Source organism: Pseudoxanthomonas sp. F37, from assembly GCF_022965755.1.
Classification (GTDB): Bacteria; Pseudomonadota; Gammaproteobacteria; order Xanthomonadales; family Xanthomonadaceae; genus Pseudoxanthomonas_A.
On sequence record NZ_CP095187.1, the window covers coordinates 3,552,276 to 3,565,113 of the forward strand.

General features: G+C 71.0%; 12 protein-coding genes. 7 read left to right on the forward strand and 5 right to left on the reverse strand.

Annotated elements, in window-relative coordinates; translation table 11 throughout:
* Positions 1-10: 10 nt before the first annotated feature.
* Genes MUU77_RS16670 through MUU77_RS16685 form a run of 4 tightly spaced genes read left to right on the forward strand, consistent with a single transcriptional unit; the run spans position 11 to position 4,822 of the window.
* Complete coding sequence (locus MUU77_RS16670) at positions 11-523, forward strand: hypothetical protein (protein WP_245089196.1); 513 nt, start codon at positions 11-13, stop codon at positions 521-523.
* A complete protein-coding gene (locus MUU77_RS16675) occupies positions 513-1,238 on the forward strand; it encodes an ABC transporter ATP-binding protein (RefSeq protein ID WP_245089198.1) in 726 nt (241 codons plus the stop codon). Before MUU77_RS16670 ends, MUU77_RS16675 begins: the two co-directional genes overlap by 11 nt.
* A complete protein-coding gene (locus tag MUU77_RS16680) occupies positions 1,235-3,592 on the forward strand; it encodes an ABC transporter permease (RefSeq protein WP_245089200.1) in 2,358 nt (785 codons plus the stop codon). Before MUU77_RS16675 ends, MUU77_RS16680 begins: the two co-directional genes overlap by 4 nt.
* Positions 3,593-3,601: 9 nt before the next feature.
* A complete protein-coding gene (locus MUU77_RS16685; RefSeq protein ID WP_245089201.1) occupies positions 3,602-4,822 on the forward strand; it encodes an HlyD family efflux transporter periplasmic adaptor subunit in 1,221 nt (406 codons plus the stop codon).
* A gap of 107 nt (positions 4,823-4,929) precedes the next feature.
* Here the strand turns inward: MUU77_RS16685 and MUU77_RS16690 are convergent, their stop codons facing one another.
* Together MUU77_RS16690 and MUU77_RS16695 are read right to left on the reverse strand one after the other, a co-directional pair.
* A complete protein-coding gene (locus MUU77_RS16690) occupies positions 4,930-5,157 on the reverse strand; it encodes a hypothetical protein (protein WP_245089205.1) in 228 nt (75 codons plus the stop codon).
* A 57-nt stretch (positions 5,158-5,214) separates the two neighbouring features.
* Positions 5,215-5,661, reverse strand: coding sequence for an Hsp20/alpha crystallin family protein (locus tag MUU77_RS16695; protein ID WP_245089208.1), 447 nt, complete (start codon positions 5,659-5,661; stop codon positions 5,215-5,217).
* Positions 5,662-6,030: 369 nt separating this feature from the next.
* Here MUU77_RS16695 and MUU77_RS16700 point away from each other — a divergent pair, with 369 nt between their 5' ends.
* From MUU77_RS16700 to MUU77_RS16710, 3 genes are read left to right on the forward strand one after another with little or no spacing between them, the layout of a single operon-like run.
* Entirely contained in the window at positions 6,031-6,867 is an 837-nt protein-coding gene (locus MUU77_RS16700; protein WP_245089211.1) for an SCP2 sterol-binding domain-containing protein, read from the forward strand.
* Positions 6,868-6,923: 56 nt separating this feature from the next.
* Positions 6,924-7,880 (forward strand): quinolinate synthase NadA, encoded by a 957-nt coding sequence (gene nadA / locus MUU77_RS16705; protein WP_245094610.1) that lies wholly within the window; start codon positions 6,924-6,926, stop codon positions 7,878-7,880.
* Positions 7,877-9,325, forward strand: a complete 1,449-nt coding sequence (locus MUU77_RS16710; protein WP_245089214.1) for an FAD-binding protein — start codon at positions 7,877-7,879, stop codon at positions 9,323-9,325. Before nadA ends, MUU77_RS16710 begins: the two co-directional genes overlap by 4 nt.
* Positions 9,326-9,365: 40 nt before the next feature.
* Here the strand turns inward: MUU77_RS16710 and MUU77_RS16715 are convergent, their stop codons facing one another.
* From MUU77_RS16715 to MUU77_RS16725, 3 genes are read right to left on the reverse strand one after another with little or no spacing between them, the layout of a single operon-like run.
* Positions 9,366-10,241 carry a U32 family peptidase gene (locus MUU77_RS16715; RefSeq protein WP_245089217.1) on the reverse strand — a complete coding sequence of 292 codons (876 nt, stop codon included), beginning with the start codon at positions 10,239-10,241 and terminating at the stop codon, positions 9,366-9,368.
* Positions 10,242-10,258: 17 nt separating this feature from the next.
* Positions 10,259-11,254, reverse strand: coding sequence for a peptidase U32 family protein (locus MUU77_RS16720; protein WP_245089220.1), 996 nt, complete (start codon positions 11,252-11,254; stop codon positions 10,259-10,261).
* Positions 11,254-12,786, reverse strand: coding sequence for a UbiD family decarboxylase (locus tag MUU77_RS16725; protein ID WP_245089223.1), 1,533 nt, complete (start codon positions 12,784-12,786; stop codon positions 11,254-11,256). Before MUU77_RS16725 ends, MUU77_RS16720 begins: the two co-directional genes overlap by 1 nt.
* Positions 12,787-12,838: the final 52 nt, after the last annotated feature.

A 12,838-nucleotide genomic window follows, 5' to 3' on the forward strand; every position in this document is an offset into this window, starting at 1 on the left:
AGGCGCGCGGATGACACGCGGACGCACGCTCGTCGCCTATTACTCGATGACCGGCCACACCCGGCAGCTGGCCGAAGAGATACGCGCCAGGCTGGGACAGGAAGCGGACATCGAGGCCATCCGCGAGCCCCGCGCGCGGCGGGGCGCGCTGGGCCTGCTGGGTGCCATGTTCCATGCCGTCGCACGAAGCGCCCCCGCCCTCCTGCCGGCGCGCTTCCCGCCGGGCGCGCACGATCTGCTGGTGCTGGGCGGCCCCATCTGGATGGGCCGCATGGCGGCACCGGTACGGACCTACGCCCGCTCGCATGGCGGCTCGGCCCCCCGCATCGCCCTGTTCTGTACCCAGGGCGGCAACGGCGCGGCCGCTGCCTTTTCCGAGATGGAACGGATCTGCGGGCGCGCCCCCGTCGCCACCCTGGTGGTCGATGGCGCGCACCTGCCGCCGCCCCGTCACGCGGCGGCCCTGGACGCCTTCATCGCCGCGCTCGGGCGCGCCCCGCCCGTCCGCCGCGATGCAGGCTGAGGCAGCCACCACCGACGCGGTGTTCCGCGCCACGGGCCTGACGAAGTCCTACGCGATGGGCGCCTCGGTCGTGCATGCGTTGCGGGGCGTCGACCTGACCCTGGAACGCGGCGAGTTCGTGGTGCTGCTGGGGCCGTCCGGTAGCGGCAAGTCCACCCTGCTCAACATCCTGGGCGGCCTGGACACGGCGACCGGGGGCGAAGTGCGGTACTGCGGCCAGCGGCTGGACGGTGCGGGCGACGCCGAACTGACACGCTTCCGCAGGAAGCATGTCGGCTTCGTGTTCCAGTTCTACAACCTGCTTCCCAGCCTCACCGCCCGCGAGAACGTGGCACTGATCACCGAGATCGCGGACGCGCCGATGGCGCCCGAGGACGCGCTGTCCATGGTGGGACTGGGCGAGCGGCTGGACCACTTTCCCTCCCAGCTCTCGGGCGGCGAACAGCAGCGTGTCGCCATCGCGCGCGCCATCGCCAAGCGTCCGGACATCCTGCTGTGCGACGAGCCCACGGGCGCGTTGGACCTGGCCACCGGGAAGTGCGTCCTGGAGGCACTGGACCAGGCCAACAGGACCTTGCGCACCACCACCCTGATCATCACCCACAACGCCGACATCGCCCGCATGGCCCACCGGGTCCTGCATCTGGGCGACGGACGCATCGTCAGGGAGGCCACCAACGCCACCCGCTCCCGGCCTGCGGACCTGCAGTGGTGAAGACGCTCGCGCGCAAGCGGTGGAGGGACCTGTGGCATCTGCGGGGACAGGCGGGCGCGGTGGCGCTGGTCGCCGCCATCGGCGTGGCCAACCTGGTCATGTCGCGCGCCACGCTGGACTCGCTGCAGTCCAGCCGCGACCGCTATTACCAGCAGTACGGCTTCGCCGACGTGTTCGTCGATCTCAAGCGCGCGCCGTTGCGCGTGGCCGACGCACTGGCCTCCATCCCGGGCGTCGCCCGCGTGGACACGCGCGTGGTGGCGTGGGGACGCGCGCAGGTGCCGGGCCTCGGCGAACCGGTCAGGATCCACGCGGTCAGCGCACCCCTGGCCGACGCCGGCGCCCTGAACCGCCTGCACCTTAGAAGCGGGCGGCTTCCCGCGCGGGGCGAGCAGCGCGTGCTGGTGGTCAGCGATGCCTTCGCCGATGCGCACGCGCTGCGGGAGGGCAACTCCCTGCCACTGCTGATCAACGGCCACCGGCAGGCGTTCACGATCGTCGGCATCGGCGCCACCCCCGAGTTCGTCGCGCAGATCTCCCCGCAGAGCCTGTTCCCCGACGCACGGACCTTCGCCATCGTCTGGCTGCCGCGCGCGACGCTGGAAGGCATGCTGGGCATGCGCGGGGCGTTCAACAGCGCCGCCATCGCCGTGCACGGCCAGGCACAGCTGCCGGCGGTGCTCGATGCGGTGGACGCCAGGCTCGCCCGCTTCGGCGGAACAGGCGCGATCGCCCGCCGGGACCAGCGCTCGCATCGCTACCTGCACGAGGAACTGCGCCAGTTGCGGACCATGGCCCGGTTGTTTCCCGCCGTGTTCCTGGGCGTATCGGCGTTCGTGCTGTACGTGGTGCTGGGGCGCCTGGTGACGCTGCAGCGCGAACAGATCGGCACGCTGAAGGCGTTCGGCTACACCGACGGCGAGGTCTGGCGGCACTATGCCGGGCTTGCCCTTCCCATCGGCCTGGCGGGCGCCGTGCTGGGCATCGCCCTGGGCGCGGGCCTGGGCGAACGGCTGGCGGATCTCTATCGCCAGTTCTACCGGCTGCCGTTCCTCGATTTCCAGCTGCGGCCGATGGTGCTGGTGACGGCCCTGCTGGTCAGTGTGGGCAGCGCCCTGCTGGGCGCCAGCCTTCCGATCATGCATGCCGCCCGCCTGGCCCCGGCCGAAGCCATGCGGGCACGAACGCCCGCGCGCATCCGGCCGCGCGGACCGTGGCGCGCCGGTACGTGGCTCGACCCTGCCCATCGGCTGATCGGACGCAGCCTCACGGAACGTCCGTTGCGCACGGTGCTGACCTGCATCGGCCTGGCGCTGGGGACCGGCGTGATGCTGGTCGGCCGCTTCCAGGAAGACGCCATCCGGTATCTGATCGACCACCAGTTCGAACGCGCCGACCGCTACGACCTGTACGTCACGCTGGGCGATCCCGTGTCGCAGTCCGCGCTCGCCGAAGCCGCCTCCCTCGGCGGCGTGCTGCGGACGGAAGCACAGCGCGCGGTCCCGGTGCAGCTCCGCTTCCGCTCCGCGGTGCATCGCACGGTCCTGATGGGACTGACCGCCGACGCGCGCCTGCGGCGACCGCTCGATCCTGCGGGAGACCCCCTCGACCTGCCGCTCCGTGGGGTGACGCTGACCCGCTATCTGGCGCAGGTGCTGGACGTGCGTCCAGGCGAGGTGGTCGAACTGGAGGTCCTGGTCGAGCGTCGGCGCGTCCTGCGCATGCCCGTCGCGCGCCTGGTGGACGAACCGTTCGGCGCCCAGGCCTATCTCCCGATGGATGCCCTGCACGACGCGCTCGGCGACGGCAGGCGCGTCGATGCGCTGGCCTTGCGCGTCGATGCCGCGCGCCTCCCGCGGCTGCTGGCCGAACTCGACCGCCGTCCCGCGGTGGCGGGCATCGTCCAGCGCCTGGAGAGCATCCGCAACTTCTATGCGAGCCTGGGCCGCACCATCCTGACCTTTACCGTGGTGGCCACGTCGTTCGGCGTGGTGATCACCGCAGGCGTGGTGTACAGCGCCACGCGCGTGGCGTTGTCCGAACGGCTGCGCGAGCTGGCCAGCCTGCGCGTGCTGGGATTCACGCCGCACGAAGTCGGCTACCTGCTGCTGGGAGAGCTTTCGCTGCTGGTGGTCTGCGCGTTGCCGGTCGGCTTCGCGCTGGGTCATGCGCTGATCGCACTGCTGCTGCTCGGCTACGACTCCGAACTGGTCCGGGTGCCCCACCATGTCAGCGCCCAGACCTATGGCATGGCCGGTGCCGTGGCGCTGGCGTCGGCGGCGGGCAGCGCGCTTGCGCTGTGGCGCCAGGTCCTTCGCCTGGATCTGGTCGGCGTGCTGAAGGCACGCGACTGAGGAGCGGCCATGGCGCGTGCACCTTCGAAACCCCGACGTCTGCGCGCGCCCCTGTACGCGCTGCCCGTGATCGCGCTGGTCGCGGTGGCGCTATGGGGCTGGCTGCCCAGGCCGGTACCGGTGGAGATGGCCCGGGTCGACAGCGGGCCGCTCATGTCGGGCTTCACCGAAGAAGCGCGCACCGACCTGCGTTCCCCCTATCGGCTGGCCGCGCCGGTGGACGGCATGGTCGAGCGCATCGCCGTGGAACCGGGGCAGCAGGTGCGGGAGGGCGAGGTGGTCGCGGTCGTGAGGCCCTCTTCCTCGCCCTTGCTGGATCCGGCCAGCCGGGCGCAGGACGCCGCGCAACTGGCGGCCGTCACCAGCGAAATCGAGGCCGCGCGCTTCGCCGCGGCGGCGGCCGAAGCGTCGCAGGTGCGCAGCGCGCTCGCGCTGCAGCGTGGCCTTCTGCTCGCCCACGACCGGCTCATCTCCGACGACAGTCTGGACGAGCTGGAGGCGCAGGCGGTGTCCGACGCCGCCGCATTGCTGTCGGCGCGCAAGCGCGTGCAGACGCTGGAACGGATCGAGGACGGCTACCGGCGCGCGCTGGGCCTGCAGGGCGCCGGCTCGCGCGCGCAGGGCGTCCAGCTGCGCGCGCCGGTGGCCGGCCGCGTGATCCGCCGCCATGTCGAGAGCGCGGTGCCGGTCGCCCGGGGACAGCCGCTGCTCGACTTTGGGCAGACCCTCGACCTGGATGTGGTGGCCGATGTGCTGACCACCGATGCCGTGCGGCTCCGGCCCGGCATGCGCGTGCGCCTGAGCGACTGGGGAGGTGCACAGCCGCTTGCGGGGCAGGTGCGCAGCGTGGAGCCCGGTGGATTCGCCAAGGTTTCCGCCCTGGGCGTCGAAGAGCGCCGCACCCGGGTGCGGATCGCCCTGGATGACGCCAGCAGGCAGGTCGCGTGGTCCGGCGCGCTGGGGGACGGCTTCCAGCTGCAGGCCGAATTCATCGTCTGGCAGCATCCCTCCGTGTTGCGCGTTCCCCTGGCGGCGCTGTTCCGCGATGGCGACGCATGGGCCGTCTATGCGGTGCAGCAGGGCCGCGCCCGCCTGCGCCATGTGCGCATCGGCCACACCGGACAGGAGCACGCGCAGGTGCTCTCGGGCCTGGAGGAGGGTGTGCAGGTGGTGCTGTACCCGGGCAGCGGATTGCGCCAGGACATGCGTGTGGCGCCGCGCGGCAGGTGATGCCGCGGATGGCCCGTGGCAGGGGCGACGCCTGCCAGGTCATGCGCAGGCGTGTCGTCCGCGACCGTCGGCCGCGGAGGGCGGGTCCGGGCGGGCCGGTCGGCGCGTCAGGGGCGCGTGCGCGACAATGCGCCCGCCACCAGCATCAGCGCTGCCAGCCCACCGAAGAATATCCAGGGATGTTCGCCCACGTAGCGGGTCACATGCTGGAGCATGGCGCGCAGGCGCCCGCCCACCTCGTTGGGCATGACGGCACGTGCCGGCGCCGGGTGGCGGGTGTCCGTCGAGGGCGCGCGTCGCCGCGCGGCGCCAGGCGGGTGCTGGATGCGTGCCATGGCCTGCTCCGGATGCCGTGCCCGCGCGGCGCCGTGCGACGCGCGGGCGTTCAAGGATCAGTTGACGGTCAGCTTGCGGGAACCGTTGCCTGGCTTCTTCGGCAGAAGCAGGCTGAGCACCCCGCCGTCGTAGTGCGCTTCGGCCCGGGCGTCGTCGATCTCCGAGGGCAGCGTGAACGAACGGTAGGCCTGGCCTTCGTAGCGCTCGCTGTAGAGCTCCTTCTGCTCGTCGCGCTTCTTCTCGCGCTTCGCTTCGGCGGTGATGGTGACCTGGTTGCCTTGGATGGCGATATCGATGTCCTCCTTCTTCACCCCCGGCACATCGACCTTCACGTGGTATCCCTGCTCGTCCTCGCGCACGTCCATGCGCATCTCCAGCATGTGCTCGTACTGACGCGCCAGCGGGCCACGCGCGCCCAGGTTGCGTACCAGGTCTTCAAGCTCGGGAAACCAGTCCAGACGGTTGTCCTGGCGGAACGGGTTCCAGCGGGTGGGCAGTGCCATGGCGGATCTCCTCAAGGTCATCGGCCCCATGTGCGGACCGCGCAGGGAGGATGGGCCCGCAGCGCCGGCACAGTGTTGATCCTGGTCAACAAAACGCCGCATGGATTCCGCGCACGGCGGGACAGGCCGCATCGCGCGAAGTGCGCGCAAGGCATGCCGGCACCGAGGCGACGGGGCCGCAGTAACGCGACCTGCGACACCGGCAGTCACCCCGCGCCGGACTGATGGCCAGGCCGGTGCCATCCACTTGATCCAGGTCAATGGCCCGCGCCGGCAGGGCCCCTAGCATGGCCCGCTACCCGGTCCTGCAAGGAAGTCGCGTCCTGCCATGATTGCTACGCCCATCACGCATGCGGATGGCGCACGACGGTGACGCGGTTCGACGCTCTGGCCCTGGCCGGCACCCGGCTGGCGATCGATCGCGTGGATGACCGCATGGTCGTGCTGTTCTCCCTGCGCCAACGGCTGGCCGCGCTGGCGGGGAGGATCAAGGCACGCGCGGGCATGCCTGCGCTGGACGCCGCACGCGAACAGCAGGTGATCGCGCGGGCACGCGTCCGGGCACGGCGCTGCGGGCTCGATCCCGACCGTGGCCAGTTGCTGATGGCCTGGCTGATCGCGCACGCCCACCAGCGGCAACGCGCTCCCGAATTCCAGGCCTCCCCTCCACAGGCGCCCTCCATGTCCGCATCCGACCTTCCGCACATCACCGATCCCGTGCTGCGCCTGCTGCCGCCGCCGCGCTACTGGCGCCTGCTGCTGACACGTGTTCCCGACCCGGTGCATCACATCGCAGTGCCCCGCCTGCTCACCCAGGCCCTGGCATCGCCCGACGCCCGGCGCACCCTGGCGCCCATCGCGGGGCGCCGCATCGGCATCGAGGTGAGCGATCTGGGACTGCGGTGGGTCCTCACGCTGGAAGGCGAACGGCTGCGGCCCAGCACGGAAGCGGCGGAAGCGACCGTGTCCGGTCCGGTCACCGATCTGCTGCTGTTGGCGAGCCGGCTGGAAGACGCCGACACGCTCTTCTTCCAGCGACGGCTGATGCTGACCGGCGACACCGAACTCGGCCTGCTGCTGCGCAACCTGCTCGACCGCCTGCCGTGGGAGACCTTTCCGCTGGGCTCGCGCATCCTGCTGCAGCGGGGCGCCCGGCTGCTGCAGCGCGCACGCAGCGCCCACCGGTCCCGCGAGGTGGCGGCATGAACGCGGCCGTCCGCCCGGCGTGGTCGCCCGACCTGGAGGAGCGCTACGCCGATGTGATGGAACGTGCGGGCAGTGGCGTGCCCTGCCTGGAATGGCCGTTCCATCTGCCCTGGATCGACGCCATCGCCAAGCTCAAGCGCGAGCGCGGCGCGGTGATCATGGCGCACAGCTACCAGTCGCCGGAGATCTTCCACGGCGTGGCCGACATCACCGGCGACTCGCTGGCCCTGGCGCAGGCGGCCGCCACCGTGGACAGCGACGTGGTGGTCATGTGCGGCGTGCATTTCATGGCCGAGACCGCGAAGATCCTCGCACCGCAGCGGACGGTGCTCATCCCCGACCCCGAAGCCGGCTGCTCGCTGGCCAGCTCGATCACCGCCGCAGACGTGCGCGCCCTGCGCGCGCGCCATCCCGGTGCGCCCGTGGTCACCTACGTCAATACCAGCGCCGCGGTGAAGGCCGAGTCCGACGCCTGTTGCACCTCGGCCAATGCGCTGCAGGTGGTCGAATCGATGGGGGCCGACAAGGTGATCTTCCTGCCCGACCAGTTCCTCGGCCGTCATGTCGCTTCGATGACGTCCGTGGAACTGGTGCTGTGGGAGGGCCGTTGCGAAGTGCACGAGCGGTTCACGGCGCAACAGGCCAGGCATGCGCGCGCGCGCTTCGACGCGCGGGTCATCGCCCACCCGGAGTGTCCGCCGGAGGTGCTGGAGGAAGCCGATTTCGTCGGCTCCACCACCGCCATGGGCCGCTGGCTGGAACGCGAACGCCCTGCCCGGGTCGCCCTGATCACCGAGTGCTCGATGGGCGACAACCTGCGCACGCGCTTCCCGGACATCGAGTTCGTGAAACCGTGCAACCTGTGTCCTCACATGAAGCGGATCACGCTGCCCGGGATCTTCGACTGCCTGCGCGACCTGCGGCACCGGGTGGAGATCGACGCGGAGACCTCGCGCCGCGCGCGCGCCGCACTCGAGCGGATGCTCGCGGTGGGCCGGCGGGAGCGGGTGTGAACCTGCCCGCCAACCGCCTGGTCGTGGTCGGCACCGGGGTCGCCGGCCTGGTCACCGCGCTGTCCGCCGCGCCCAGGCCGGTGCTGCTGGTGGGCGGCTCGCCCCCCGGCAGCGGCGGCTGCACCGCGCTGGCGCAGGGCGGTATCGCAGCGGCCATGGCCTTCGACGACTCCGCGGCGGAACACGCGCGGGACACACTGGCGGCCGGCGCCCACCACAACGACCACGATGCCGTCCACTACCTGGTCGGTGACGCCGGCCGGGCTGTGCGCTGGCTGCAGGCGCAGGGCGTGGTCTTCGATCGCGACGGTGACGGGCTGCAGCTGGGGCGCGAGGGTGGCCACGGCTGTTCCCGCATCGTGCACGCCGGTGGCGATGCCAGCGGCCAGGCGCTGTTGCAGGCGCTGGCGGATGCGGCACGCCGGGCGCCCCACATCACCTGGCGGGCACCGGCCTGGCTGGACGCCATCCGGCTATGCGACGGCCGGGTGTCGGGCGTGGCGCTGATCGAAGCGTGGACGCCGCCACAGGAACTCGAATGCGCCGAACTGGTGCTGGCCACCGGCGGCTGCGGCGCGCTGTTCGCGGCCACCACCAATCCGGCCAGCGCCGACGGCAACGGCCTGGCGCTCGCGCTGGCCTGCGGTGCGCGCCTGCGCGACGCGGAGTTCGTGCAGTTCCATCCCACGGCCATGGACGTGGAACAGGAAGGCGCGCTGCCGCTGATCACCGAAGCCCTGCGCGGTGCCGGCGCGCGGCTGGTGGATGACCAGGGACGCGCGGTGATGGATGGCCACCACGCCATGGGGGACCTGGCGCCGCGCGACCACGTCGCGCGCAGGGTGTGGGAATGCCGGCAGGCAGGCACGCGGGTCTGGTTGGACGCCACCCCCCTGAAAGGCGACTGGGCGCAGCGGTTTCCCACGGTCTTGGCCCTGTGCGGGCGGCACGGCATCGATCCGCGCCACCAGCGCATTCCGGTGACGCCGGCCGCGCACTTCCACATGGGCGGCATCGCCGTGGACCTGGACGGCAGCAGCGACGTGCCGGGCCTGTACGCCGTCGGCGAAGTGGCCTGCAACGGCGTGCACGGCGCCAACCGGCTGGCGAGCAATTCGTTGCTGGAGGGGGTGGTGTTCGGGCGCCGGCTGGGCCGCCGCCTCGCCGACATCCGCCTGCATGCCCCCGTGCACGGGCACCCGCGCTGGGTCGATCGCAGCCAGGCCGCGGACATGCCCGCACTTCGCGAACTCCGGCGACTCGCGGGCTCGGCCCTGGGCCCGGTGCGCCAGCGCGCGCGCATGCGCGATGCCATGGACCACCTCGCCGTCCACCCGGGGCTTGGCCACACCTGGCAGGGAAAGCTCGTGCTCCGTTTCCTGCAGGCGGCCCTGCAACGCCGGAAGAGCCTGGGTGCGCACTTCTGCGTCGATGACGCCGGCTGAGCCCGACCCGCCTCCACGCAAGCGCCCGACAACCCGGCCTTCAGTCGAGGGCCGGTCCCGCCAGCGACGCCTTGCCCGGACGCCCGAGCCAGTAACCGTTCCGCGCCCCCAGACGGGGCGGCGGCACCGGCGAGCGCAGCATCGCGTGGAAGTGCTCCACCACCGCGGCCATGTCCTCGTGCTGCGGCGACAGGCGCAGGATGCCGACACCGCATTCGGCCAGCTCATCGCGTTCGGGCGCCATGTCGACGGTTTCCATGCCCTGCACCTGGATGCCGTTGATCACCATGAAGGGCTCGCCCTCGCGGGTGTCCAGCGGCAGCCCGTCCGGATGTTCGATGCAGCGGAATCCGCACTGGTCCTTGGGCACGTCCGCGGCGCGCGCGGTGAAACACCGTGCCGAATAGGCCAGCGACAAGCGGCCCCATGCCATCACCTCCAGCTCCGGCATCGGTTGGCCGTCGGCGTCCATGGCCGCGCGCAACGCCTTCAGCAGTTCCCGCCCCTGCTCGACGCCGGGCACCCAGCGCCGCAGCCCGTCTTCCATCAAGAGCTGCAATGCATGGTGGTTGTAGACGTTCAGGGTGGGCCCGCCGACGAAGCCGATGCCGCGCTCGCGACACACCTGAACGGCGGACAGGTCGTTCGCCTCGAGCAGGAAGCGGCCGTTGTCGGCCAGGCGCTGCACCACGCCCAGTTCGGATTCGGCCTCGATCAACGCCAGCGTCGACAGGACCACGTCCTTGCCGCTGTCGGCGAGTTCTTCCGCCAGCGCCAGCCAGTCGCGCGTGCGCAGTTCCCGCCGCTTGCTGCAGATGGTTTCGCCCAGGTAGACGATGTCGACGAGGCCAGCCGGCGGCGTCGCGATAGAAGGACAGCACGCGCTCGCGCGGCCAGAAATACTGCAACGGGCCAAGGCTCAGTTTCATCGGTTCAGTGCCATGCACGGTGGTAGGGTCCCAGCGTGGTCTGCCGCCCTTCCGCGTGGGACGCCAGGGTGTCCTGCCATTGCGGACGGGCTTGCCATCCCTGCGATGCGCGCCGCTGCTGGTCGATCGCTTCGCGCCAGACGCGGGTGACCGATCCCACGTACGCGGCGCCACGCTGGCGGCCCTCGATCTTCAACGCCGCCACTCCCGCCTGCGCCAGGCGCGGCAGCAGCTCCAGGGTATTCAGGCTGGTGGGTTCCTCCAGCGCATGGAAGACCTCCCCGCCCACGTCGAAGCGGCCCTTGCACACCGTCGGGTAGCCCGCGGGCTCGGCGGGTGCGAACCGATCGATCAGCACGCCATTCAGGCGCACGCTGCGCCCCGCCTCGCCTTCTTCCCAGCGCACGAACGAGGCAGGAGAACAGACCCCGTGGCGGTTGGGCGATGCGCCGGTGACGTAACTGGACAGCTGGCAGCGGCCCTCGACCATGATGCACAGGCTGCCGAAGGCGAACACCTCCAGCGGTACCGGCGACACCGTGCACAACCGCTCGACCTGCTGGATGGACAGCACGCGTGGCAACACCGCCCGCGAGATGCCGAACCGCTGGTGCGCATAGCGCAGCGCGGCGGCGGTGGTGGCCGATCCCTGCACCGACAGATGACGCGGCAGGTCCGGGTGGCGGGTGCTCGCGTAGTGCAGCACGGCCATTTCCGCGGCGATGATCGCGTCCATGCCCAGCCCGGCGGCTTGATCGACGGCGCGCTGCCAGTGGGACAGGCGCGCGCTGTCGGGATAGGTGTTCAGGGCGACGTAGACCTTGCGCCCGCGCGCATGCGCATAGGCGATGCCCTGGCGCAGCTCCTCCTCATCGAAGTTCAGGCCGGGAAACGCGCGCGCATTGGTCTGGTCGCGGAAGCCGACATAGACCGCGTCGGCACCGGCATCGATCGCGGTGCGCAGGGCCGGCAGGTTGCCGGCGGGACAGACGAGTTGCATCAGTGCCTCCTGGATGTGTCGGGGGCTCGCGCCCATGCCGGTGCGGCGTGGGCGTCCATGCCGGACCGGGCAAGGCGGATCTGCTCCCACAGCGCGTCCACGCGCTTCTCCACGCCGGGATCGGACACGATGGGGCGCCCCCATTCGCGATCGCTTTCGCCCTTCCATTTCCGGGTCGCGTCCAGGCCCAGCTTGGATCCCAGTCCGGCCACCGGCGAGGCGAAGTCGAGATAGTCGATGGGCGTGTTCTCCACCAGCAGGCTGTCGCGCGCCGGGTCGACGCGGGTGGAGATGGCCCAGACCACCTGGGCCCAGTCGCGCACGTCGATGTCCTCGTCGGTGACGACGACGAACTTGGTGTAGGTGAACTGCCTCAGGTACGACCACACGCCCATCATCACGCGCCGCGCATGGCCCGCGTACTGCTTGCGGATGCTGACCACCGCCACGCGGTAGGAACACGCCTCCGGCGGCAGGTGGAAGTCGACGATCTCGGGGAACACCTTGCGCAGGATCGGGACGAAGACCTCGTTGAGGGCCATCGACAGCACGGACGGCTCGTCCAATGGCGCACGTCCCATGTAGCTGCCGTGGTAGATGGCGTCCGAGCGCATGCGCATGCGCTCGATCGTCATCACCGGGAAGCGGCCCTGCGCGTTGTAGTAGCCGGTGTGGTCGCCGAACGGCCCCTCCAGCGCGGTGTCGTCCGGATGGATGAAGCCCTCCAGCAGCACCTCGGCGCCCGCGGGGGCGTCCAGTCCGGTCAGTTCGCTGTGCCAGACGCGCGTGCGCGATGCGCGCAACAGGCCGGCGAACTCGTATTCGGACAGCGTGTCGGGCACGGGCGCCACCGCTGCGAGCAGGGTGGCCGGGTCCGCGCCTATCGCCACCAGCACCGGGAACGGACGTTCCGGTTGCGCGGCCTGCCAATCCGCATGGTCCAGCGCACCGCCGCGGTGCGGCAGCCATCGCATGATCACGCGATCGCGGTCTATCACCTGCTGGCGGTAGATGGCCACGTTCTGCCTCGCCTGGCGGGTGCCACGGGTGATCACCAGGCCGAAGGTGATCAGCGGCGCCGCGTCGCCGGGCCAGCACCGCTGGATCGGCAGGCGGCCAAGATCGATGTCGCCGCCTTCCAGCACATGCTCGTTGAACGCTGCGTCGGTCACCGCCCTTGGCGCGACATGCGCCAGCTGCGCCAGTTCCGGCCACTGCGCCAGCGCATCGCGAAGGCTGCCGGGCCAGCGCGGCTCCTTGATCGACGCCAGCAATCCACCCAGTTCGCGCAGCGAAGCGATGGGCCGGCCGGCCATCGCCATTTCGATCCTGCGCCGGTGTCCGAACAGATTGCCCAGCAACGGATGCGCCGAGCCCGTGTTGCGCATCAGCAGGGCAGGGCCCTGCTCGCGCAGCGCCCGCTGGCACAGCGCAGTGCTCTCCAGTTCGACGCTCACCGGTGCGTCGACATGCTGCAGCTCTCCTCTGTCACCCAGATGTTGCAGGAAGTGGCGCAGATCGTGGAAAGCCATGGCATCCGTTCGTGGTCGGCAGCGTCGCATTCTGGCGACGCCGCTGCGCCTG